This window comes from Paenibacillus sp. EKM301P (assembly GCF_011800295.1).
Lineage (GTDB): Bacteria > Bacillota > Bacilli > Paenibacillales > Paenibacillaceae > Paenibacillus > Paenibacillus polymyxa.
The window spans coordinates 1-22,322 of the sequence record NZ_JAALFM010000008.1 but is presented as its reverse complement, the minus strand read 5'-3'; the positions used below and the strand labels follow the sequence as shown (position 1 = coordinate 22,322).

Here is a 22,322-nt window from a genome sequence, read left to right as displayed (position 1 = left end):
TCCATCACAACCGGGGGCATTTTAGGAGCTCATTACCGGTTAGATGGATCGTTTTTATATGAGATAGAAGACAATCACTTAGTACCTTGGCTCATTTTGATATATCCTAACAACTCGGCGATAAAATCTCCGATGACTGGAAGATTTAACTGCACCAGGAAGCTAAGCAACCAAGCGAGTAAGGCGAGTACGACCACTGTACCCAGTGTAAGGCCAAGACCCCTTGAAATCCCAGCCGTCAGATTACTAATAATTCTTCTTTTCGTACTGGAGTAGTTCTCTATAATATCTTTGAATTCTGCTTTTTCTAATGTATCTGCGATTTGATCTAGACGTTTGTTAAGCCGCTTGACCTCATGGCGTAGCTCAAAAGGATGTTCATCCACATCAAAATCTCTTTCATGATCATGCTTTTTAACATGAGTAGGTGAGGTCTGCTTGGATGAAACCTTGTCTGGTTGATCTTGTGTCTGTAGGGGGTGAAAGGTTCTCTTGTTGTTCCGAGCAAGATCATCTCCATAGGAGCTTGGTTTGTTCATTGTCATCCCAGCCTTTCTATCATTTAAAAACAGCCAGCTTCTTGCATGCTGGCTGTTCAGTGTTTGGAGCTCATTTTGGTTGTAATCGGAATGTATTCGTATTAGGAATTTGCATTTAATTGCTTCTGAGTGTCCTTGGCTGCCTGAGCAGTTGCATCCATAACTTCTTTATCTGCTTTAGCCGCTTCATTAGCAACATCAGCAGAGGCTTTAGTTACGCTGGATACGATGTTGTCTTTGCTCTCGGCCACCGTTTTGGCTACATCTGCTGTTTTGGTAGAAACGGTTTTGGCCAAATCCGTCGCTTTACTGCTGACTACGGATGCAACATCCTTGGTTTTATCAGAGACAACAGTCATTTTTTCGGACAGATCGCTACGCAAATCACGGCCTGGCTTTGGAGCGAACAGCAGGGCTGCCGCAGCACCAATCAAACCTCCAATGAATAAACCCTTTGCAAAACCTGAAGTGCTTGCCATATTCTGATTGTCAATGTTACTCATGATATATCACTCCTTTTATAGAATAAAAAATATATATAAATGTTAGGTAGCCCTTCTTAATAGCCTGGACACAAGTCCGAGCAAGAACACGAACAATGCGGTTCCAAGTATGGCTGGAATGACTGCAAAATCTCCGATGACTGGACCCCAGTCTCCTAGAATCATGGCACCGAGCCAAGCTCCTACAAAGCCAGCAATCATAGAGCCCGCAATGCCGCCAGGCATTTCATGACCAGCCAGTGCATCGCCAATCAATCCGATAATAATAGCCATTACAATACTTAGGACAATTCCCCACACAAGGATCGCCTCCTTTATCCTGACTTCACACAACGATAATATTTTTGATGAATGCTGAGCTTTCGTTATTTCTTCGCCTTGCTTACTTCGTATATAAACGTTGTGACCCTGAGTGAAACAAAAAACCATCTTAAAGCGCTTATGGTCGGGGAGGAAATGAAGGGAAGGAACGCCACAGACGCGCTCGCCAATAGACCACGGGAACGGTAAATACCAGCCAGATCATACCTGCAATATAGCCACCTACAATGTCGGTAGGAAAATGAACTCCTAAATATACACGGCTGAGGCCAATCAAGAGAATGAGCAATGCACCAAGAACACACGGAAGGAAGAATGTACGCTTATGAACCTTTCGTTCTATAGCCCAAATGGCAAATATCATTCCGTAAAATCCCATGGAAATCATCGCATGACCGCTGGGAAAACTGTAACCTCCTGCTTCAACCAAATGTTGAAGAGACGGACGTTCCCGTTGTAAAAATTCTTTTATGATCGTATTTAGCACCCACATCGCCGTAAAGCTGCTTAGGATGGCAAAGGAATACGCTTTTGAGCGGAGATAGACCCAGCACAAGATTGCGGTACCGATTGCTATCAGTAATGATATGCGGAATGAGCCTAACGATGTAATGAATATAGCGACGGGTAGCAGTCGGTAATGAGCAGCAGCCGTGTTCGGAAAGACAATATCCTGAATGCGCTCATCCCAATATAGAAAAGGAGCTGTGCCAATCCATCTTATTGAATAGGCAATGAGAAGTAGGACGGTGATCATGATCATAGATGCAGACAGACTGCGACGCAAAAAGCTTGGTAAGAATCGGAATCGTTGAGGTTCATGGGATAGCATATGTAGTAAATCGCCTCCTTATGGCTGTGATAGATTCATTTTGTGTACTATTAACTTAACGAATAATGAACGGGAGAGCAAAACCAGACAGAGACAATAGGCTGATTGACGCATATAAGTGCGGGGTAAAGGGATCGTATTACAGCGTTTGTCAATGCCAGGGCCGGAAGTGGATTAGGAATCACGAAGTAAGGGCTGCTTTACGGAACTGGAATCCATGGAGGTGTTAAGGATGATTAAAATAGTGACATCAGCAGAGAGACATACCTCAAATAAGGGATGGATTCATAGTGAGTTTAGCTTTTCGTTTGCAGATTATGAAGATCCGAGCAATGCCCATTTTGGATGTATGCTAGCCCATAATGATAATGAGCTTAAACCGCAGCAAGGGTTCAAAAGACATCCGCATCATGATTTGGAAATCGTCACCTATGTAATTGAAGGCCTTCTGCATCATAGCGACAGCTTGGGTCACGAACAGGATCTGAAAAGCGGCTCGATTCAGGTTATGAGTGCAGGCACTGGGATTGAACATGAGGAGCGAAATCCTGGGGATGAAAAACCGGTTCGTTTTTTGCAAATGTGGTTTCTACCCGAGAGTCCTGGCCTTCAGCCTTCTTATCAGGTACAGAGATTCAAGCACAGTGAACGCCTAAATCGACTTCAGCCCGTAGTGTCTGGTTCAGAGGTGGAGGGAGCCCTATCGATTGCACAGGATATAAATCTGTATCTGAGCAGATTGGAAAAGGGACAGCAGCTTGAGTATCCGCAGCAAGAGGAGCGCCGCACTCACATTTATATCATTAGCGGTCATGTTGAAGTTACGTGTCAGGATGGGGAATTTCAGTTAAAACCTGGCGATGCCGCGCGAATTCAGAATAACTGTACATTAAAGATACTAGCTACAGGGAATGAGGAAGTATCTGAACTGGTATTAGTAGATTTGCCTTGAAGCTTCTATAGGTAAAGGAAGAAGTGGATGAAAATACGTATATGCATCAAAAAAATAAAGCTCGTATCCCTTGCGCGTCTGTTAAGACGACCGGAGATACGAGCTTTATTTGTGGTGACACACTTAAAATAGCCAAGCTGTCTGTCCTACAAGCTGATTTACGAGGACTTACGCAATCTACCCAGTTCGGAGACAATGGCTTCAACCTCTGAAATGCTGAGGTTAGGCTTGCTGATCACCATATCGTAGACATCATGGATGTCCTCGTATTGCTCTAGCGAGAAAGCGGAAGCCTGCATAGCAGCACCACTCGCCATACGAAGCTTGGTTTTAATGCCCTCAATCATATACTCAATATTGGCATGAGACGGTACAGACAAATCCATCGTTAATGTTCCATCCTTTCATAACAGGGGAAGTTGCCTGTATTGTATCATGTTTTTGTTGTAGAATGTACTGATAGCCAGATTACCGATATATAACTGAATGAAGGAGGATGGACAAAGTTGTCTTTGTATAATCGAGCTTCCACATCTGGTCGCTCGCCCGTAGAATCTAATGTAGAGAAAACAGATCGCGACGGACTCGCACCGTTTTTTCGAGAAATTCAACATCAGCATGCTATAGATAAGTTGACTTTTGTATGTATCGGTACAGATCGCTCGTCGGGTGACTCACTCGGGCCTCTGGTAGGCACCATGCTCAAGGAGCAAGGCTTTCCGCATGTGATTGGCACAATGACGGAGCCTTGCGATGCGGATCATCTGGTTTCATACTTGGAGCGTATTCCCCAAGATCATCATGTGATCGCCATCGATGCTTGTCTTGGACAGCATGGCTCAACCGGAATGTTCCTTGTTGCCCGTGAACCGCTAACCCCTGCGCGATCGGTCGGGCTGTCTCTGCCGTCCGTTGGGCATTATAGCGTTGCAGCGATTGTGAATGAGCGCAGTCCCAAACCGTACTGGACACTCCAGATGACGTCGCTTCACCTGGTTATGACAATGGCCGCATATATTGCAGATGCAGCGGCTTGTGAATTTGGTTTAAAAACAGCTTCGCAAGATTTTCCAGCGGGCTACCGTTTCAGATATTGATGGTCTGCTTAATAATATACATCAGCATGTTCTACTCACTAATATATTCAGAACCAATAGATTATATACAGAGAAGGAAGGGTTCCACATGGAAAAGGTATTATGCGAAGGAACGACGATCTGCTATGCCGAACAAGGAAAAGGAGATCCGATCATTCTGTTGCACGGATTTTGCGGAAGCTCCTCCTATTGGGATGAGGTTGTTCCCTTGCTATCCCCAAGCTATCGTTGTATTGTTCCAGACTTGCGTGGACACGGACGCAGCGATGCTCCACTCGGAGCCTATACGATTGATCAAATGGCAGGCGATGTGCTTAAACTTCAGGAACAATTGGACATTCCTCAGGCTGCATGGTTTGGTCACTCCCTAGGAGGCTACTTAGCCCTTTCCGCAGCCCAGAGACATGCAGAGCGTCTTACGGCCTTTGGATTGATTCATTCGACGGCTTATGCAGATACGGACGAAGGTAAAGAAAAGCGGAACAAGGCTGTATCCACCATTCAAACGGAAGGAATTACAACCTTTGTAGATGGGCTCGTACCGGGGTTGTTTGCTCCTGAACATGTGGAGTCGATGCCAAACCAACTACTCAAAGTCAAAGAAATTGGTTACAAAACACCTCCACAAGGAGCCGTAGGAGCATCACTGGCTATGCGCGAGCGCCCGGACCGTCGGGATGTGCTGTCGGCTTCTGCATTGCCAGCTCTTTTAGTAGCAGGCGAGCAGGATCAGGCGGTTCCTCCAGCCCGGACGTTTACAACAGATCGGGCCGGAGTAACTCAGGTTACCCTACCGCAGTCTGGACATATGAGCTTGTTCGAAGCACCACAGTTATTAGCGAATGCCATCTTGTCATTTTTGGACCAGAACTTGAAAAAGTAGAGTAGGGTAAGTCTAAAAACCGGAACCTTCTGATGTGGTAACAGAAGAGATCCGGTTTTTTGCTGACTTGTTGCTTCATATCGGTTGATGTGTAAAATGCCTAAGTCATATTGTTTTTGTTCAAGGCAAACGCTGTCGGCAAACCGTCAATACTTTCTAAATTTTTTTCGTATGCATACTTTTTAAGTGCTTCTTCGCCCATCTGAATCGCTACGTCCTTCAGCTTTTCCCGTTCGCTCGTGTAAGTCATGAAGGGAACTGCAAAACCACATGAATGTTGCACCATATGAACATCTAGAACAATGATTTGTCTTGCTCCAGGCAGTGGATTGAAGAGAGGATACAGCTCATTCCAACGCTTTGTGTTGGGCAGCACGACTGTGCCAGTACCAAAGAGCCTTAATACACAGGGCTCGCCTTCAAATGCACAGAACATGATGGTTACCCGTCCGTTCTCTATAATGTGTGCGCTTGTCTCGTTGCCACTTCCCGACAAGTCGAGATAGGCTACCTTATGATCTGACAATATACGAAAAGAATTATATCCCTTGGGGGAAATATTCACATGCCCCGTCTCAGATACAGGTGCTGATCCTACAAAGAAAATATGCTGTCGCTGTATGAACTCCTTATATTCCGGTAGTATCGAACTAAATTGTTTTCCCATACTTCAACATCCTTCCTGTAATTAATGCACAATTGTTTCTTAAGAAAATAAATATTATATTTTATTTTGTGATTTAATGCATTACAACGATTATTTTTGTTTCTTATGAAACAAAAATAACATGAGACTAACGGAGAATCAATATTAAATTTTCGAATACTTGTATTTGAAGTTGATTACATGACCGGCTACAAAACATTGTGCTACCCAAATGTTACGTGTCATACGTGATTTTCTGAGTGCCGGATCATTGATGCTATAAATGATTTGTAATTGTACTAAATAGAATTACGCCATGATGGCGGCATTTGGCTTTTAGACAAGGATGTCTTACAATCAGAAGGGACAGGGTTGCTGGTTCTCTAGGCATCAGGATGAAAGGAAGGGAACGGCTTGCTTAGAAAAGATTATTTGCTTAGTATGATGGAAGAATTGACATCAGCAGTAGCATCAGTGCTCGGTCTGAGGCGTGAAAATAAACACGTCGAAGCGCTAAAACAGCTAGATGACCTACTCAACAAGCAGTTTCGCCTTCGTTCAGATTTGCTCAGACGATTGCCGCCAGAACAAATTATTGAGCTTTTCCGAATGGGCCCTGGGATGGAAGCGGATGAGCTTCAGCAAGTGGCTCGCATTCTGGAAGAAGAAGCTGTTATATACATGGAGACCAGCAGAATAGACGAGGGCATACGAATTTTAATGAAATCTCTTCATTTATATTTGTACAGCGATCTGAATGGCGCAAATCGTGATCTACAGGTCCTGCCTGAACGAATAGCGTGTATCGTACAACTGGTTCATGAATATGAGCTTTCTCCTGAAACCAGCAAGCTACTGGCTGTTCATTATGAGCGGGAAAACAGACTGGACCAGGCCGCCGATGTCTGGTTTGGATTGGCATGGGAGCAGCCAGAGCTGGGATCGGAAGCAGAGGCATTTTACAGTCAGTTACTGGATAAGACCGATGCAGAGCTAGAGCGGGGTGGAATTTCACGCCGGGAAATCATCGAGGGTTTGTCCGAGATCACCCAATTACATGAAAGAAAGTGAGATGTACCTTTTGGATTCACTGCGCGAACTTGTATACCAATTGACCACGGGAGGCTCCCTCATAACAGCAACGCTGAGTCAGCTGCGCAAACGTGAGGATGCTTCTTTTACTAAAGTGCAAATCAAACCTGTGGAATTGAAAAACAAACTGCATTACCAGTTTGCCTTTCATTACAGCAACAAAGTCATTCATGAAAATCTGACCCCTGATGAAGCTAATGAGCGCATGACTGCCTTGTTTGAGGACACATTCCGCCAAGGACTTCTATGTGCCAAGGATGCAGACTATCAGGTGCTGATCAGTAAAAAATATAAAGTATCCATTCTGACAAAGTCACCGAGCAAAAGTAAAGCCGATTTGTCTCATAATCGTAAAAAGCAATATGTGCTTGAGGAAGGAGAACGTATTCCTTTCCTGATTGAGCTGGGGATTATGAATGAGGACGGTAAGGTACTGGCCCGCAAATACGATAAATTCCGTCAAATCAACCGTTTTCTCGAAATGGTGCAGGATGTATTGCCCAGCCTTCCGGTAGGCCGTCCATTGACGATTGTGGATTTTGGCTGTGGCAAGTCTTATTTGACCTTTGCCTTGTATCACTATTTGGCGGTACAGCAAAAACGACCTTTGCAGATTGTCGGTTTGGACTTAAAGGCAGATGTTATTGAAACCTGTAATGTTCTGGCGCAAAAGCTGCAATATCGACAGTTGGAGTTTCTGGTCGGAGATATCGCAGACTACAATGAATTGGAGCAGGTGGATATGGTCGTTACCTTGCATGCATGCGATACAGCAACAGATGCAGCGCTGGAAAAGGCTGTCCGCTGGGGAGCGTCTGTCATTTTATCAGTTCCGTGCTGCCAGCATGAGCTGTTTAGCCAACTGGAAAACCCGGTCTTGGAGCCTTTGCTCTCCCATGGCATTTTAAAGGAGCGTTTTTCTGCACTGGCAACGGATGGAATCCGGGCCAAGCTGCTGGATATGATGGGGTATCGGACACAGCTCTTGGAATTTATCGACATGGAGCACACACCTAAAAATATTCTGATTCGTGCTGTCAAAGGCCAAGCGGGAGAACGATCCGTTCTGTGGCGTGAGTACACAGCATTTCGGGATTTTATACATGCTGATCCTTATTTGGAACGTGCTTGTGCGGATTTGCTTCCCGAAGGAGCGGGGCAGAAACAGACACATAGCTAAGAATATAGTAAAAGTGGAGCCACTGCGGGGTGGCTCCACTTTTTTGTAAATTACAGTTCATGGTTGCTATACGCAAACCTCTACCCGCCATAGGCACTTCTAAAAGCGGTGCACAAGACATCGCGATCCACCTTCCACAATGCCGCGAGCTCCTCGCTGACATCTTCGTCCCACCAGTCGCACAGTAGTTTGCGATTGCTATGGTTTTCCGCAATCCAGATGAGGTGTCCGACGACCTTGCGGCAGTATAGCTCCTCGCCCTGCTTGACCAGATCAGGAGCAATGTGAACAGGCAGACGTTTGCAGGTTCGGTACAGCTCTTTGCAGCATGCGCGGCGGATCCCGCGAGCCGTGGGTAAACGGGATTGTGGATTGTCATGTTTGGGGAATTTGCCGGGAGGCATATTGTACCCCCTCCTCTCTCTCTCAACTTATGCGGGCAGAGGAGCTGGGGTCACTGACCGCCCTAATGGAGCGAAGTGGCGACTTGTTCTGCCGCTGTGATACACTAATGAAAATAGAGAAACAGGCAGGGAGTGGGAAGAAAAAATGGACCATATATCTAGTATCATTAATTATTTGTTTGAAATCATTCGTAGTCTTGGGTATTTTGGTATTATGCTAGGCTTGATGGTGGAGGTCATTCCAAGTGAAATTGTCCTCGCTTACGGCGGCTTTTTAGTATCCTCAGGTCATATTAATTTTTTTGGCGCAGTCGTGTTCGGAACGATTGGCGGGGTGCTGGCCCAACTGTTCATTTACTGGATTGGACGCTATGGTGGCAGACCCGTATTAGATAAGTATGGGAAATACATACTCATCAAAAAAAGCCATGTTGACCACGCTGAAGCCTGGTTCAATAAATATGGCACGGGGGTCATTTTTACAGCTCGCTTCATCCCTGTTGTTCGTCACGCGATCTCAATCCCTGCCGGGTTGGCTCGAATGAACGTATGGCGCTTTATTATTTTGACGACGCTAGCGATTATACCTTGGTCTGTTTTGTTTATATATTTAGGTATGCTGCTGGGAGACAAGTGGGAGCAAATTGACGAAGTGGCAGCACCTTACATCAAACCCATTTTGCTAGTTGCTCTTGCGCTCTTGATCATTTATTTTGTCATCAAATGGATTGTAGCCAAAAACAAAAAAGGAAGTGTATAACATGAGCCGTACTAACGTATCGCAATATTTCGGCAAGGGCCTGAGTCCTGAACAATTTATGGAGGGCATGGAAAAGAACAAAGAAGCCTTCCGCTCCGGATACGATCAGTTTGTGTGGAGCAGCGAAGAGGATCGGGAGTTTTTTGAAAGCCTGAACCATCGTGATGATCTGCGTGTGCTTATATTGGCTGCCGACTGGTGTGGGGATGTCGTACGCAATGTGCCAGTTGTGTTCCGTGCGCTGGAGAATAGCGGTATCCCAACCGAAGTATTGATTCTGGAAAATCATCAGGCGCTGATGGACGACTTCCTGACGATGGGCGGACGTGCTGTGCCGATTGTGATTTTTGCGGATACTGGGGGCCACGTACTGGGTCACTGGGGACCACGTCCTGCACATGTCCAACAAATTATGATCGAATTCAAACGTGAAAATCCAGATCGGGAAGCCGATGACTATCAAGAAAAAATCGCAGTTGCTCGCAAAGAAATGGCTGCAAAATATGGGGAGGGAACCGAGGTTCATCCTGTGATTGTTCAGGAATTACGCGAGCTGATCTCGGGATTTTAACTTATGACCTTATCCATTCGCAGCTTTAATCTGGGTCCACTTCAAACGAATGCTTATTTGCTTCAAGGGGATGATCCACAGCGCGCCGTTATTATTGATCCAGGAATGAATCCGGGACCTTTGCTGAGAGCGATTGAATCCCTGACCATTGAAGCTATCCTGCTGACCCATGCCCATTTTGACCATATTGGAGGAGTGGAGGAGATTCGCAATGCGAAAGGATGCCCGGTGTATCTGCACGCCTTGGAGCAAGACTGGCTCACATCTCCTAAGCTGAATGGCTCCCTGATGTGGCCAGAGGCTTCTCCACCGATCTCGACAGGACCTGCCGAATATGATTTGGCGGAAGGTCAGCAATTAAATCTAATCGGGCACACGTTCAAGGTGTTCCATACACCGGGGCATTCACCCGGAAGTGTTAGCTTCTTGTGTGGCAAAGATCTTTTCTCCGGGGATGTGCTATTCCGTCAGGGTGTCGGACGTACCGACCTGCCGGGGGGGCGGGAACGGGATTTGTACGATTCCATTCAGAATAAATTGTTTCCGCTTGGAGATGACGTTACGGTCTATTGTGGTCACGGACCCAAAACATCCATTGGTTATGAGAAAGCCAACAATCCGTATATCCGGTAAATTTGATAAACGTTAATTAATTGAGGCAAAATCAAAGAAGTGACAGGTTTTGCCTCAATTCGACAACAAAATATAAATTATGTATAGACAAAGGTTTTTATTTTTGTTAACATAAATTTATTGAAGTTACATACTAAACTCGCGAAGCACGCAAGCTGTGGATGAATCCCGGTTTGCGTTCTTTTTTTGCCCATTAAGAGGATAAAGAGGCATGAAGCCGTCAGATCACAAGGGGGAGCAAGAATGAAAAGAAAACATATATATGAGGTACACCGTGAGAAAGAAGGTAGTTTCCGTCTTCCCAAAATAGTAGATATTGAAGATGTTGTGGTAGGTTCCGAACCGAAGATCATAACTTGGAAAAAGGTGAAACGGCAGGGCGGAACCCCTACGCAAAACTGGCATATACGGCTTAATGAGCATAGATTTGGACGTGGAGACGGTCGATTATGAAGATACATAGATGATATAGACAAGCTACCTTTTTTTTAGTAGACTTAGCAGATAAGTTCAGACAAACGGGGGGGCTAACGATGCATCATTTAGGAGCTAGAATTATGATCGTCGCGGATGCTTTTGAGCAGAATCTTCCTGTGGGCGAACATGGTTATATCATTGCTTACGACCGTAATGCGGACAATGCTTTTGACTATGTCATTCGCGTACCGAAGGTAAATCGCAATTTTTTCGTACCATCCGGGGACATTGAGCTGGAAGAAAGTATTCTCAAGCTGGAAGCCGAGCGGATTGAGCGTGAAGCGCTGATAGATTACGCCCTTGCTACTCATAATGAGAAGCTGTTCAGACATGTGATGAACGGTGGTCATGATTCAGTAGAGACTGAGGAAGAAGAAACCGCGGCAGAATTGTTGTCACAGGCTGATTTTATTAAACAAGTTAATTTGCGTGCTTGGATATAGGACCGGCTGTTGCCGACTCTTTTTAACAATATATAATGGGCACGATTTCAGCTGCTATAGTTTTCTTGAAAGAGCACCGAGAGGTGCTTTTTTTATATTCTTTTAGTAACATTTACCTCATTGATGTACAGTCTGCTTCTGTACCGCGTCAAAGATTGAATTGTATAGGGTTCTATCCTATAATTAAAAACGTTATTTCAAAGTTCGGTGTAACATTTTTGATACCAGGATTTTGCAAAATCCGATTCCAGTCGCTTATTGGATTTTTATATATACATGAGGAGGGTTTAGAATGAACATTTCCAAGGAAGATGTCCGTCACGTAGCCAGGCTGTCCCGATTGAATTTGACCGAGACTGAGGAAGAAACCATGACAGGGCAATTAAACGCCATTCTCCATTATGCGGAGAAGCTGAATGAGCTGGATACGGAGCAGGTAAAACCGACCACTCATGTGCTGCACGTCAGCAATGTCATGCGAGACGACGAAGTTCGCGAAAGTTTGACGCATGAGCAAGTGATGCGTAATGCACCTGAAGAAGAAGATGGACAGTTTAAAGTTCCTGCTGTTCTGGAATAGATTTCACATTTGAAAGGAGGATGCAAATTGAGCTTGTTTAATAACACATTGCCGGAAATACATAATAAGCTGCATCAAAAGGAAATTTCCGTGAGTGATCTAGTGGGGCACGCTCTGGAGACAATTGATGCGCGGGAAGAGAAGATCAGGGCCTATATTACTGTCGACGAGGAACGGGCTCGGGCATCCGCACGTCAGCTGGATGATCAGCTGGTTTCGGGAGAGGAACGAGGGTTGTTGTTTGGTCTGCCGGTCGGTATTAAGGATAATATCGTGACGGAAGGGCTGCGCACAACATGTGGCAGTCAGTTTTTGAAAAATTTTGATCCTGTTTACGATGCCACAGTTGTCGGTAAGTTACGCGCAGCGCAAACGGTGACACTTGGTAAAATGAACATGGACGAATTCGCCATGGGTGGTTCTAACGAGAACTCCAGCTTTTTCCCTGCACGTAATCCTTGGGATTTAGAACGTGTTCCCGGCGGTTCCAGTGGCGGCTCGGCTGCAGCTGTTGCGGCAGGTGAAGCTTATTTCACGCTCGGTTCCGATACAGGTGGCTCCATTCGCCAGCCCGCTTCTTATTGCGGCGTAGTTGGCTTAAAACCAACCTATGGTCTGGTATCCCGTTTTGGACTGGTGGCTTTTGCTTCATCTTTAGACCAAATCGGACCAATTACAAAAAATGTTCAGGATTCAGCCTATGTCCTGCAAGCCATTGCAGGCTATGACCAGAAGGACTCCACTTCTGCGAAGGTAGACATTCCTGATTATTTGAACGCTTTAACCGGAGATGTGAAGGGACTTCGTATCGCTGTGCCTAAAGAGTATCTTGGTGAAGGCGTAGATCCACAGGTCAAGGAAAAGGTGCTTGATGCACTGAAAACACTGGAAGGATTGGGCGCTGTATGGGAAGAGGTATCTCTTCCGCACACGGAATATGCAGTTGCAACGTACTACCTACTGGCTTCATCTGAAGCATCGTCCAATCTGGCCCGCTTTGACGGCGTGCGCTATGGTGTACGCGCTGACAATCCTGATAACCTGCTCGATCTGTACCATCAGTCCCGTACGCAAGGGTTTGGTCCTGAGGTGAAGCGTCGGATTATGCTCGGTACCTATGCACTCAGCTCCGGGTACTACGATGCTTATTATTTGAAAGCTCAAAAAGTGCGCACACTGATCAAACAAGATTTTGATCGTGTATTTGAACAATATGATGTGATTATCGGGCCTACTGCACCGACTACCGCGTTCAAAATCGGCTCCCAAGTAGACGACCCATTGACAATGTATTTGAACGATATTTTGACGATTCCAGTGAGTTTGGCTGGCGTGCCGGCGATCAGTATTCCTTGTGGTCTTGCAGATGGAATGCCAGTCGGACTACAAATTATCGGGAAAGCATTTGACGAGTCTTCTGTACTGCGCGTAGCGCATGCATTCGAACAAAATACTGAATTTCACAAGCAGCGTCCGCAGCTGTAATTTGCCAAAAAGGAGGGAACCTATTCATGTCTACAACTACATCTAAGTATGAGACGGTCATTGGACTTGAAGTCCATGTGGAATTGCATACGAAGTCCAAAATATTTTGTGGATGCTCGACATCCTTCGGAGCACCGCCAAACTCTCATACGTGTCCGGTCTGTCTAGGACATCCGGGGGTATTGCCGGTATTGAACCGTCAAGCCGTTGATTATGCGATGAAAGCGGCAATGGCGCTCAATTGCACCATCGCTGATATCAGCAAATTTGACCGCAAAAACTATTTCTACCCCGATTCACCGAAGGCTTACCAAATTTCGCAATATGACCAACCGATCGGTGAGCATGGCTGGATTGATATTGAAGTGAACGGTGAAACCAAGCGTATCGGCATTACCCGGTTGCATCTGGAAGAGGACGCGGGGAAATTAACCCACGTTGATGGTGGCTATGCGTCTTTGGTTGATTTTAACCGGGTCGGCACACCGTTGGTTGAAATCGTTTCGGAACCGGATATATCTTCGCCGGAAGAAGCCAAGGCTTATCTGGAAAAAATACGTGCCATTATGCAGTATTGTGACGTATCCGATGTGAAGATGGAGGAAGGCTCGCTTCGTTGCGATGCGAATATCAGTCTTCGTCCGCATGGACAAAAAGAGCTGGGAACCAAAGCGGAACTGAAAAACATGAACTCCTTCCGTGGCGTACAGCGCGGACTGGAATATGAGCAGTTCCGGCAAGAACAGACGCTGGACGAAGGTGGAACGATCGTACAGGAAACACGTCGCTGGGATGAGGCACAGGGTAAAACACTGTCCATGCGTGGCAAGGAACAGGCGCACGACTATCGTTATTTCCCGGACCCGGATCTCGTTACACTGCATATTGATGAGGAGTGGAAAGAGCGTATCCGTGCTTCGATTCCTGAATTACCCGACCAGCGTAAAGCACGTTACACTTCGGAATATGGATTACCTGAGTATGATGCACAGGTAATTACGTCCTCCAAGCCATTGGCTGATTTGTTCGAGGATAGTCTTCAGTACACCAAGGATGCCAAAGCCGTATCCAACTGGATTATGGGGGATTTACTCGGCTATTTGAACAGTGCCAATGTAGAATTGTCGCAGGTTAAATTGACAGGTCGGGGCTTGGGTGAAATGATCGGACTACTGGAGAAGGGTACGATCAATAGTAAAATTGCCAAAACGGTCTTCAAGGAAATGCTGGAAAGTGATAAACTGCCACAGCAAATTGTTGAAGAAAAAGGGCTTGTGCAAATCAGTGATGAAGGTGCAATTCTGACAATTGTCGAACAAGTTGTAGCAGCCAACCCGCAATCGGTCGAGGATTACAAAGCTGGCAAGCAAAAGGCCATCGGCTTCTTGGTCGGTCAAGTGATGAAGGAGAGCAAGGGCAAAGCTAACCCTGGCCTCGCTAATAAGTTGCTGACAGAAGTGTTGAACCGTTAATGGCATAGTTATGACAGGGGCTTGTCTTTTAGGGACAGGCCCCTTTTGCATAGGTGCAAAGACACGAATGGGGCATCAAACACGTATTAGAAGCGTGATGACATATGATGAGTTTCCTTAGGAGGGCAAACAGCATGGTTACCCTATGTTCATTGGAAGATGATAATATTGTCAGTCAGATATGGCGTCTTCAGCATGTCGCTTATAGACTGGAAGCTGAACTGATTGGATTTGATGAGATTCCTCCACTGATGGATACATTGGAGACGCTGAGAAGCTGCGGGGAGTCTTTTTATGGGTGGCTGGAGGATGATGAACTGCTAGGAGCACTAGCTGTGCAGTCTGAGTCATCTGGCTCGCTTACCCTTACACGTATGATGGTTCATCCAGATCATTTTCGCAAAGGGATTGCGGACTCCTTAATGAAGCATGTTTTGAATGAATATCGGAATGTCCCCCTGTTTATCGTCACCACTGGAACTTTAAACACTCCTGCGGTGACGCTTTATCGAAAACATGGTTTTCGCCCCGTTTCCGCGGCAGAAGTGGCCCCAGGCGTGGAATTAACCACCTACCATTTGCATAACGTGGAATAATACTCACAAACCGCGTGCCCGGACAGGGAAGCACGACATAACCGGGAGGAGAGACTCGAATGAATAATCCGTGGATTATAGATGATTCACATATCATTTTACGGCTATTACTGTCCATGCTTCTCGGTGGATTCATTGGCTTTGAGCGAGAACGTTCCAATCATGCTGCTGGTTTGCGGACTCACATTATGGTCAGTCTTGGATCGGCGCTGATTATGCTACTCTCCATTTACGGCTTTGCTGATTTTATTAAAGAAGCTAATGTGCGTATAGATCCAGCTCGTTTGGCTACGGCGGTGATTACTGGCGTAGGCTTTTTGGGCGCAGGTACGATTATGTTCACAGGTAAATCCATTACTGGACTCACAACGGCGGCTTCCATTTGGGTCGTAGCTGCCATTGGCCTTGGGGTCGGAGCAGGCTTCTATTTACCCTCTATAGCGGCAACTGTGCTCGTATTTTTAAATTTATGGGTGTTCAACAAATTAGAACTTCGGTATATGCGTGGACGCAAGCCTCATCTTATTACACTGTACGGATTGTCCTCTCACGGATTGCTCGATCAAATTTCGACTTATTTAGAGCAGGAAAAAGTGGAAATACGTAAAATCATGATTAAAGAACATGAAAATGTTCCATTTCATGAATTGCACCCGGATCGTCAGAGTATGGAGGTTTCCCTGGAGGTGCTGGCCCGACATGACTTTAATCCGGTGCGTATTGCAGCTGATTTACGACAATGGGAAGATATAGCTGCCGTCTCCGTTGAGTGATCATAACCCTTTTTTTTACAGTTACTATCAAATCTGATTGGGGTACTATGTAACCATCAAAGTATTTTACAGCGGAGCTACGTATGGAATTCAAAGGGGAGGATGGCATGAACTCGGAACAACCGTTACCGTCGGGAGAGTCCGGACAGGCTGAACAGCCACATGGACAGAAACAGCGGGGGCGTCTGCAATACGCTAAATTTCGCAAAGTAATTGCCATTATCATGGCAGCACTGATACCTGGAATGGGACATCTTTTTTTAGGACTATTTATTAGGGGGCTTACATTTATTGTATTGCTCCTGCTAGATATTTTTGCGATGCTGTATGTTTCCTCCGATGGATTGAGGATTAACATCCCATTACTAATTTTGCTGGGCTTGTTCATACCCGTTTTATATTTTTATAATGTATATGATGTCTTACAGTCAGCGGATTACATGGTTCGTTATCGGCGCAAGCCAGATCAATATGCACGAATGGATGCTAGAGGTCAGCAAAGTAGTCCATTTTATGCGTGGGAAAGAGGCTTTGCTTTTGCTGTGCTATTGGTGGCAGGCGGTGGACTTATGATTCTGTTCCGCATGAAACCTCGCTGGTTAAGCATTTTCTTTGAAGATTATGGGTTCCTGACGCTGGCCATTATATTAATGATAATCGGTTTATTCCTTTTTCTAAGGGAAGCCTTTCTATCCTTTAAACGTAAAAAGTTGAAAGAAAGAGGGTGAAGCAGGCGTGCACCGCAAAATAAGAGTCGGCCGCTACACCTCTTCGCTTCTGTTGATGGCTGTAGGCATTTTGCTGATTGTAGATGTGCTTCAGAACACGGAATATATGCTCCAGCTCCTTGTGTGGTGGCCTGTAATCTTTGTGCTTTGGGGTCTGGAGTATTTGATTTTTTTTGGCGTGTATTATCGCAAAGAGGGCAAGCCTGACAACGGACGACGTTTCAGACCTGACTTGAAGGGGATTCTGTCCGCTTTGGTAGTGGCTGCTTCGGTTTTTATCGTGACCCAGCAAAACCATTATATGTACCTGTGGAACCGGGTTAGTCTCAATCTGACATCGGCGTCTATGGATTTTAGCCAGGCTAAAGAGAATCGGTATGATATGGGCGGTGTGCTGGTACCTGTAACTATGCAGACATCCGATTTAGTAGTTGATTCAGTGAATGGGGATATAACACTGATCAGAAGGCCGGTGTCCAATATTGAGGTACGCGGGACTCTATGGGTGGATCAAGCGCCTGCTGCCGAAGCGGACAAGATTGCTCAAGCTTCTTCACTGACTTCTACCGACGGCAAGACCATCCAGATTCGTCCGGAGGTACAGTCATACGGAGCATCAAGTAAACGTCAGCCTCGAATGAACATGTTGATCACCGTGCCAGAGGATCGGCGCTTCAATATGCAGATTAGAACCTCCAACGGGAATATTACCTTGAATGGAGTAGACGCTATCGACAGCATCCGGCTTGAGAGTGGTAATGGGAATCTCACAGTTAATGACGCTATCGGCAATGTCAAAGGAGGCACCCTGAACGGTCAGATTAAATTGCATCGGATTTCTGGAGATGTGGATGTACGCACGAACCGTGGCGATATGCAGGCAGGGGATATTGAAGGGGCCTTGTCACTCCACACTATGGTAGGTGACATTCAGGTCGCTCGTTCGGAAGGGGATATTACCGTTGATACTCAAAATGGTGACATGAATGTGCTGGATTCTACAGCCAAGCTGAATGCAAATTCGCTTAATGGCGCTATCAAAGTGCATAGCGAGAGGGTGGGCGGAGATTGGAAAATATACAGTGCTGTCGGTGATATCGTATTGGATCTTCCATCAAATGGAGATTTTCAGTTAGAGGGTTCAAGCAGTTATGGTAATCTTCAGTCTGATTTTCCATTTAAGATAGACAGTAAAAGCATTTCAGGTCAAAACGGGGATGGCAAATATGTGATTAACGTAGAGGGGAACAGCAATTTAACCATTAAAAAGTTACTGATGCCGTCATTACCCGACTTGGATGATTCCGGAGGATCGACTGCTCCCGATGCAACTGTAAGTTCTCCGGGTGAACCTGAAGTTCCTGCGACCGATACTTCTGTACGGACATCCGGCGACAATACGGCGCGTTGACAAGATTCTTGAGTAGACCGTACAATGTGAGTAGCTTTAGAAGTGAATTGTAAATAGATGCGTGGTAATTGATAGGATTGCAAGTAAGGGATAAGGCGGTGGACATATATGGCAGCACGCGTCCAGCATGCTTTGGAACTTCTGAAGAAGACAGGTGTACGCATAACACCCCAGCGCCATGCCATATTAAACTATTTAATGGAATCTATGGGGCATCCGACTGCAGATGAAATATATCGTGCGCTTGAGTCCAAGTTTCCAAGTATGAGTGTGGCTACGGTTTATAATAACTTAAAGATGTTTATAGAAGCGGGTATGGTACATGAGTTGACCTATGGAGATAACGCCAGTCGTTATGATGCCAATATTTCGGAGCACTATCACATCATTTGTGAAAAATGCGGAAAGATTGAAGATTTCAGTTATCCGTATTTGGCAGATGTGGAACGCCATGCCGCGTTGGAAACAGGCTTCGAGGTGCATGGACATCGTATGGAGTTACACGGAGTATGCAAAGCTTGTAGTAACAAACAATCGTAGCGAAACAAGGGATAAAAGTTTTTAGTGCGGTATGTATATATTGTAATGGATTGGAAACGTGAGGAATTCCCCATAAGTGGGGATTTACCGCGTTTTTTTGTTTAAATCACTTTGTTTTTTGTCTCAGGTAATCTGTTAAAGTTACAAAATACAGAAATCAAAATTTCTTACAATGGAGGTTCAATATTGGCCAGAAATCATTCCAGACGCCGCCGTAAACGTTCTCGATTCAAAGGAGCGGCAAGCCTGCTATTATTCGCAGCGATTATATGCGCAATTACTGTCGTATGGTATGGTAATCCTCTTCACGAGAAACCCGATTGGCAGGGGAGTGTCCGACCTATTTTTATGAAGGGCAAGTTGACCGGATATGAAGCTCAAAGCTCCGGCAAGAACATGCTGATGCCGCTTAAATTGATACAAGGTCAAATTGACCCTGCCATTCGTTATGAGGATGACAGCCAAACCGTCATTATGGCAACGAGACAAAGCTTGCTCCATATGAATGTTGCAAAGACACAAGGCGAACTGAATGGTAAAACATATGCACTTAGCGCCGCCCCTCAGATAATCAGTGGAGAGGTGTATATCCCCATTGAGGCTGTACGTGAAGTATATGGTATATCCATCCACGAAGACCCTGTAACAGGGGCTGTCATTCTGATGAAAGCCGGAGAGAAAGTCAGGCTAGGTAGTGTAGAAAAGAAAGATGGGCAACAGGATGCTAGAATTGCTTTACGCAAAGAAGCCTCTAGTCTATCTTTTATTTTGGCAGATGTATCACAGCAGACGAAAGTACGCATCTGGTCTCAACAGGGCGATTGGTATTTTGTGCAGTTAGACAATGGTTATGCAGGATACATGAAGTCAGACTGTATCTCTGAAGGAGAAGAACTTGTGATACCTTCGGTTAAGGACGATTTGTCAATCTCGGAGAAGCATTGGCAGGGTAAACCTGTGAATCTCGCTTGGGAAGCCGTCTATAATCGTAAGCCTGATCCTTCCAAATTTGACCCTATGCCTGGAGTAAATGTGGTGAGCCCTACATGGTTCAGCGTCGTTGATCATGAGGGTACTGTAGAAAGCAAAGCGGACCCGGCATATGTCAGCTGGGCGCATCGTAAGGGCATGGAGGTATGGGGCTTGTTGAGCAACAGCTTTAACCCCGAAATAACAACAGAGGCACTATCTACCTTTGAACGTCGAAAATCGATTGTAGATCAGATGATCTCACTTGCCCAAGAAAATGATCTGGATGGTATTAATATTGACTTTGAAAATGTCCATACGAAGGATGGCCCCAATGTCACCCAATTTTTGCGGGAACTTAAACCGTTGGCCCGGGAACATGATTTGATACTGTCCATTGATGTTACGCCTAAATCTCAAAGTGAGATGTGGTCTGTTTTCTTGGATCGAAAGGCATTGGGTGCTATAACAGATTATCTCATGGTAATGGCGTATGATGAGCATTGGGCGGCTAGTCCAAAAGCTGGTTCCGTCGCCTCATTACCATGGACAGAAGCATCAATTCAGCGGATTGTTCAGGAAGACGAAGTGCCGCCTCAAAAAGTGGTTTTAGGTATTCCGTTATATACCCGCGTTTGGTCCGAGACTCCCAAAGAAGGGAAAATTAAGGTCACCTCCAAATCAATTGGTATGGAGTCAGCAGCGGATATCTTAGCCCAATTTAAGTTGAAGCCCAAATTTAGAGCTTCTGAAGGTCAGAATTATGTCGAATATACCGAAGACGGTGTTGTCAAAAAGATTTGGCTAGAGGATCAGATATCCCTGAAGGCAAGAGTAGAACTTGCCAAATCACTGAACCTGGGCGGAATTGGTGTGTGGAGTCGGAGCTTTGCAGATGAAGACGCTTGGATAACACTGAAAGAAATAATTAAATAAGATAAAAAATTATACAATTGAAGAAGGAAGTTTCTTATTTATGTAGAAATGATCACATGTATCCAAATATCCAATTTAGCGGTTATAGCCGCCTTGCAGGTATGGAGGGTGAAGTGCAGCTAACCAAATTAAACCTGATGCATGATGAATTGTTGCAGGAAGATTCAATAGGTGTTATTTCGTACAGAAAGCCGGGAGAATATTTTCACGGTTCGATGTTGTATGACTTTGATGAACTCATTCTAATTATTGGAGAAGGCCGGGAGCCAGTTCAATCTATACAACACTTATTTATTAATGGACTAAAATGCCAAGTGTTGTACACAACGCTTAGTTGTCTGAAGGGTTGGATTATCGCAGGTGAACAAGCCAACATTATAGATTATGTGCTAGAAGGTCGTATGGTCTGGGAACGGGATGACAGGGTACGTCTTTTAAGACAGGAAATTATTGAATTTAACGATCCACTGCGGGAGCAGAAGCGATTTCATGAGTTCTCCCGCTTTCTGGTCAATTACGTTCAGGGTAAGAAAGCAGTGCGAGAAGGGCGGATCATTGACGCTTATCAAAGTGTTCTGAAGGCACTGGATCATTGGGCGTCTATTGAACTCATTGAACGTGGGATTTATCCAAAGGTTCACTTATGGGTTCAGATGCAGCCGCTGGATCGAACAATTGAGAAGCTGTATAACGAGCTCGCATTAAGTACGGAGACTCTGGAGCAACGGGTTGAACTGGTACTACTCGCTTGTGAATTTTCAGTCATGTCAAAAATGGAGGAGTGCTCCTCTCCGCTATTCCGTATATTAGGCAGCAGACGGGAACCTTGGTCTATAGATGAACTTATGAATCATCCTGAGCTCAAGAATCTACAATTAGATCTTACCGTCGTGCTCCGTAAACTGGTTTATCGTTCGCTTATTAGAGAATCAGCCGTCGGGGAATTTAGGGATCGCGGACAAAATCGTGAACTGCGCTACTCCCTTCTTTGATGAGCGGAGGTTATTTTATCAGGAAGAAAGGTCGATAAATGATCTTTTCTTCCTTTTTTCTTATGTGATTTAGAATTTACAGGAGATTAAAAGATATAAATGATTATTTTAGCTTGACGAGTATGTAAATTATGTGCTAAGTTATAACTCGCCCCATTAAGCAACACGAATAATTTAGAACTGTCTAAAGCAGGATAAAGGGTGTTGCATCAAGCAAGGAAATAAATTTTTAAAAAAATGCTTGACGAAAAATGAGGTTATGTGTTACATTATTTAAGTCGCCGCTGAGACGCGGTGGTGAAACAAAGTGAGAGAAAATAAAGTTTGATCTTTGAAAACTGAACAACGAGTGAGTACGGATTTTATTTATAAAATCCAATGCTGAAATTTTGGTACATGCCATCTGGCTGTATGAAATGGAAGCAAAAAAGAGATATTTTATCTCGTCAGTTTCAAAATGAGCTAATCGCTCTTTCTATAACCAACTTCGGTTGGTCTTTAATGGAG

General features: G+C 45.1%; 27 protein-coding genes. 20 read left to right on the top strand and 7 right to left on the bottom strand.

The features are described 5' to 3' along the window. Positions 1-74: 74 nt before the first annotated feature. The 4 genes from HFD99_RS18325 to HFD99_RS18310 form a co-directional block, all read right to left on the bottom strand. Positions 75-545, bottom strand: a complete 471-nt coding sequence (locus HFD99_RS18325; RefSeq protein ID WP_017425948.1) for a DUF5665 domain-containing protein — start codon at positions 543-545, stop codon at positions 75-77. A 95-nt stretch (positions 546-640) separates the two neighbouring features. Beyond that, entirely contained in the window at positions 641-1,042 is a 402-nt protein-coding gene (locus HFD99_RS18320) for a YtxH domain-containing protein (RefSeq protein WP_016820275.1), read from the bottom strand. A gap of 42 nt (positions 1,043-1,084) precedes the next feature. Next, on the bottom strand, positions 1,085-1,342 hold the full coding sequence (locus HFD99_RS18315) for a GlsB/YeaQ/YmgE family stress response membrane protein (RefSeq protein ID WP_016820274.1): 258 nt from the start codon (positions 1,340-1,342) through the stop codon (positions 1,085-1,087). Between the two features lie 139 nt (positions 1,343-1,481). Beyond that, entirely contained in the window at positions 1,482-2,195 is a 714-nt protein-coding gene (locus HFD99_RS18310; RefSeq protein WP_016820273.1) for a phosphatase PAP2 family protein, read from the bottom strand. A gap of 232 nt (positions 2,196-2,427) precedes the next feature. Between HFD99_RS18310 and HFD99_RS18305 the strand changes: the two genes are divergently transcribed. Then, on the top strand, positions 2,428-3,147 hold the full coding sequence (locus HFD99_RS18305; protein ID WP_016820272.1) for a pirin family protein: 720 nt from the start codon (positions 2,428-2,430) through the stop codon (positions 3,145-3,147). 158 nt (positions 3,148-3,305) lie between these two features. Here the strand turns inward: HFD99_RS18305 and HFD99_RS18300 are convergent, their stop codons facing one another. Beyond that, a complete protein-coding gene (locus HFD99_RS18300) occupies positions 3,306-3,533 on the bottom strand; it encodes a DUF1128 domain-containing protein (protein WP_013373034.1) in 228 nt (75 codons plus the stop codon). A 96-nt stretch (positions 3,534-3,629) separates the two neighbouring features. Here HFD99_RS18300 and yyaC point away from each other — a divergent pair, with 96 nt between their 5' ends. Together yyaC and HFD99_RS18290 are read left to right on the top strand one after the other, a co-directional pair. Further along, a complete protein-coding gene (gene yyaC / locus HFD99_RS18295) occupies positions 3,630-4,244 on the top strand; it encodes a spore protease YyaC (protein ID WP_225164915.1) in 615 nt (204 codons plus the stop codon). 88 nt (positions 4,245-4,332) lie between these two features. Beyond that, complete coding sequence (locus HFD99_RS18290; RefSeq protein ID WP_123797654.1) at positions 4,333-5,127, top strand: alpha/beta fold hydrolase; 795 nt, start codon at positions 4,333-4,335, stop codon at positions 5,125-5,127. A gap of 100 nt (positions 5,128-5,227) precedes the next feature. Here the strand turns inward: HFD99_RS18290 and HFD99_RS18285 are convergent, their stop codons facing one another. After that, positions 5,228-5,794 carry a pyridoxamine 5'-phosphate oxidase family protein gene (locus HFD99_RS18285; RefSeq protein WP_031462227.1) on the bottom strand — a complete coding sequence of 189 codons (567 nt, stop codon included), beginning with the start codon at positions 5,792-5,794 and terminating at the stop codon, positions 5,228-5,230. 393 nt (positions 5,795-6,187) lie between these two features. On the opposite strand from HFD99_RS18285, the gene HFD99_RS18280 reads away from it, so the two are divergent. Beyond that, positions 6,188-6,844 carry a DUF6483 family protein gene (locus HFD99_RS18280; RefSeq protein WP_016820268.1) on the top strand — a complete coding sequence of 219 codons (657 nt, stop codon included), beginning with the start codon at positions 6,188-6,190 and terminating at the stop codon, positions 6,842-6,844. Further along, positions 6,831-8,045 carry a class I SAM-dependent methyltransferase gene (locus HFD99_RS18275; protein ID WP_019688593.1) on the top strand — a complete coding sequence of 405 codons (1,215 nt, stop codon included), beginning with the start codon at positions 6,831-6,833 and terminating at the stop codon, positions 8,043-8,045. Before HFD99_RS18280 ends, HFD99_RS18275 begins: the two co-directional genes overlap by 14 nt. Positions 8,046-8,125: 80 nt before the next feature. On the opposite strand, the gene HFD99_RS18270 is transcribed toward HFD99_RS18275, so the two are convergent. Beyond that, positions 8,126-8,449 carry a hypothetical protein gene (locus HFD99_RS18270; protein WP_016820266.1) on the bottom strand — a complete coding sequence of 108 codons (324 nt, stop codon included), beginning with the start codon at positions 8,447-8,449 and terminating at the stop codon, positions 8,126-8,128. A 145-nt stretch (positions 8,450-8,594) separates the two neighbouring features. Here HFD99_RS18270 and HFD99_RS18265 point away from each other — a divergent pair, with 145 nt between their 5' ends. From HFD99_RS18265 to HFD99_RS18195, 15 genes are all read left to right on the top strand, one after another. After that, positions 8,595-9,209 (top strand): DedA family protein, encoded by a 615-nt coding sequence (locus HFD99_RS18265; RefSeq protein ID WP_013373027.1) that lies wholly within the window; start codon positions 8,595-8,597, stop codon positions 9,207-9,209. Between the two features lies 1 nt (position 9,210). Beyond that, positions 9,211-9,780 carry a thioredoxin family protein gene (locus HFD99_RS18260; protein ID WP_017425942.1) on the top strand — a complete coding sequence of 190 codons (570 nt, stop codon included), beginning with the start codon at positions 9,211-9,213 and terminating at the stop codon, positions 9,778-9,780. Between the two features lie 3 nt (positions 9,781-9,783). Further along, positions 9,784-10,413 (top strand): MBL fold metallo-hydrolase, encoded by a 630-nt coding sequence (locus HFD99_RS18255; protein ID WP_016820263.1) that lies wholly within the window; start codon positions 9,784-9,786, stop codon positions 10,411-10,413. Positions 10,414-10,656: 243 nt separating this feature from the next. After that, positions 10,657-10,866, top strand: coding sequence for a hypothetical protein (locus HFD99_RS18250; protein WP_031462226.1), 210 nt, complete (start codon positions 10,657-10,659; stop codon positions 10,864-10,866). An 80-nt stretch (positions 10,867-10,946) separates the two neighbouring features. After that, positions 10,947-11,333: a hypothetical protein gene (locus HFD99_RS18245; protein WP_016324719.1), complete on the top strand. Its 387-nt coding sequence runs from the start codon at positions 10,947-10,949 to the stop codon at positions 11,331-11,333. 292 nt (positions 11,334-11,625) lie between these two features. Continuing rightward, positions 11,626-11,913 (top strand): Asp-tRNA(Asn)/Glu-tRNA(Gln) amidotransferase subunit GatC, encoded by a 288-nt coding sequence (gatC, locus tag HFD99_RS18240; protein ID WP_016820261.1) that lies wholly within the window; start codon positions 11,626-11,628, stop codon positions 11,911-11,913. Between the two features lie 27 nt (positions 11,914-11,940). Then, positions 11,941-13,398, top strand: coding sequence for an Asp-tRNA(Asn)/Glu-tRNA(Gln) amidotransferase subunit GatA (gene gatA, locus HFD99_RS18235; RefSeq protein WP_039276213.1), 1,458 nt, complete (start codon positions 11,941-11,943; stop codon positions 13,396-13,398). A gap of 26 nt (positions 13,399-13,424) precedes the next feature. Then, on the top strand, positions 13,425-14,870 hold the full coding sequence (gene gatB, locus HFD99_RS18230) for an Asp-tRNA(Asn)/Glu-tRNA(Gln) amidotransferase subunit GatB (protein ID WP_025365821.1): 1,446 nt from the start codon (positions 13,425-13,427) through the stop codon (positions 14,868-14,870). A 134-nt stretch (positions 14,871-15,004) separates the two neighbouring features. Then, positions 15,005-15,466 carry a GNAT family N-acetyltransferase gene (locus HFD99_RS18225; RefSeq protein WP_017425940.1) on the top strand — a complete coding sequence of 154 codons (462 nt, stop codon included), beginning with the start codon at positions 15,005-15,007 and terminating at the stop codon, positions 15,464-15,466. Between the two features lie 59 nt (positions 15,467-15,525). Continuing rightward, positions 15,526-16,239, top strand: a complete 714-nt coding sequence (locus HFD99_RS18220; protein ID WP_016820257.1) for an MgtC/SapB family protein — start codon at positions 15,526-15,528, stop codon at positions 16,237-16,239. Between the two features lie 83 nt (positions 16,240-16,322). After that, positions 16,323-16,967, top strand: a complete 645-nt coding sequence (locus tag HFD99_RS18215) for a hypothetical protein (protein WP_025365819.1) — start codon at positions 16,323-16,325, stop codon at positions 16,965-16,967. Positions 16,968-16,974: 7 nt separating this feature from the next. Further along, positions 16,975-18,378, top strand: coding sequence for a DUF4097 family beta strand repeat-containing protein (locus HFD99_RS18210; RefSeq protein ID WP_031462223.1), 1,404 nt, complete (start codon positions 16,975-16,977; stop codon positions 18,376-18,378). Positions 18,379-18,486: 108 nt separating this feature from the next. Beyond that, positions 18,487-18,918 carry a Fur family transcriptional regulator gene (locus HFD99_RS18205; RefSeq protein WP_013373015.1) on the top strand — a complete coding sequence of 144 codons (432 nt, stop codon included), beginning with the start codon at positions 18,487-18,489 and terminating at the stop codon, positions 18,916-18,918. A gap of 186 nt (positions 18,919-19,104) precedes the next feature. After that, a complete protein-coding gene (locus HFD99_RS18200) occupies positions 19,105-20,823 on the top strand; it encodes a glycosyl hydrolase family 18 protein (RefSeq protein WP_031462222.1) in 1,719 nt (572 codons plus the stop codon). A gap of 56 nt (positions 20,824-20,879) precedes the next feature. Next, positions 20,880-21,815 carry a nucleotidyltransferase-like protein gene (locus HFD99_RS18195; RefSeq protein WP_167440972.1) on the top strand — a complete coding sequence of 312 codons (936 nt, stop codon included), beginning with the start codon at positions 20,880-20,882 and terminating at the stop codon, positions 21,813-21,815. Positions 21,816-22,322 lie beyond the last annotated feature (507 nt).

Bases quoted from the DNA above. Each gene is read 5' to 3' on its own strand.
- HFD99_RS18325 (WP_017425948.1), bottom strand. From the start codon at position 545: ATGACAATGAACAAACCAAGCTCCTATGGAGATGATCTTGCTCGGAAC.
- HFD99_RS18320 (WP_016820275.1), bottom strand. From the start codon at position 1,042: ATGAGTAACATTGACAATCAGAATATGGCAAGCACTTCAGGTTTTGCA.
- HFD99_RS18310 (WP_016820273.1), bottom strand. From the start codon at position 2,195: ATGCTATCCCATGAACCTCAACGATTCCGATTCTTACCAAGCTTTTTG.
- HFD99_RS18305 (WP_016820272.1), top strand. From the start codon at position 2,428: ATGATTAAAATAGTGACATCAGCAGAGAGACATACCTCAAATAAGGGA.
- HFD99_RS18300 (WP_013373034.1), bottom strand. From the start codon at position 3,533: ATGGATTTGTCTGTACCGTCTCATGCCAATATTGAGTATATGATTGAG.
- HFD99_RS18290 (WP_123797654.1), top strand. From the start codon at position 4,333: ATGGAAAAGGTATTATGCGAAGGAACGACGATCTGCTATGCCGAACAA.
- HFD99_RS18285 (WP_031462227.1), bottom strand. From the start codon at position 5,794: ATGGGAAAACAATTTAGTTCGATACTACCGGAATATAAGGAGTTCATA.
- HFD99_RS18275 (WP_019688593.1), top strand. From the start codon at position 6,831: ATGAAAGAAAGTGAGATGTACCTTTTGGATTCACTGCGCGAACTTGTA.
- HFD99_RS18270 (WP_016820266.1), bottom strand. From the start codon at position 8,449: ATGCCTCCCGGCAAATTCCCCAAACATGACAATCCACAATCCCGTTTA.
- HFD99_RS18265 (WP_013373027.1), top strand. From the start codon at position 8,595: ATGGACCATATATCTAGTATCATTAATTATTTGTTTGAAATCATTCGT.
- HFD99_RS18260 (WP_017425942.1), top strand. From the start codon at position 9,211: ATGAGCCGTACTAACGTATCGCAATATTTCGGCAAGGGCCTGAGTCCT.
- HFD99_RS18255 (WP_016820263.1), top strand. From the start codon at position 9,784: ATGACCTTATCCATTCGCAGCTTTAATCTGGGTCCACTTCAAACGAAT.
- HFD99_RS18250 (WP_031462226.1), top strand. From the start codon at position 10,657: ATGAAAAGAAAACATATATATGAGGTACACCGTGAGAAAGAAGGTAGT.
- HFD99_RS18245 (WP_016324719.1), top strand. From the start codon at position 10,947: ATGCATCATTTAGGAGCTAGAATTATGATCGTCGCGGATGCTTTTGAG.
- gatC (WP_016820261.1), top strand. From the start codon at position 11,626: ATGAACATTTCCAAGGAAGATGTCCGTCACGTAGCCAGGCTGTCCCGA.
- gatB (WP_025365821.1), top strand. From the start codon at position 13,425: ATGTCTACAACTACATCTAAGTATGAGACGGTCATTGGACTTGAAGTC.
- HFD99_RS18225 (WP_017425940.1), top strand. From the start codon at position 15,005: ATGGTTACCCTATGTTCATTGGAAGATGATAATATTGTCAGTCAGATA.
- HFD99_RS18220 (WP_016820257.1), top strand. From the start codon at position 15,526: ATGAATAATCCGTGGATTATAGATGATTCACATATCATTTTACGGCTA.
- HFD99_RS18215 (WP_025365819.1), top strand. From the start codon at position 16,323: ATGGAATTCAAAGGGGAGGATGGCATGAACTCGGAACAACCGTTACCG.
- HFD99_RS18205 (WP_013373015.1), top strand. From the start codon at position 18,487: ATGGCAGCACGCGTCCAGCATGCTTTGGAACTTCTGAAGAAGACAGGT.
- HFD99_RS18195 (WP_167440972.1), top strand. From the start codon at position 20,880: ATGTATCCAAATATCCAATTTAGCGGTTATAGCCGCCTTGCAGGTATG.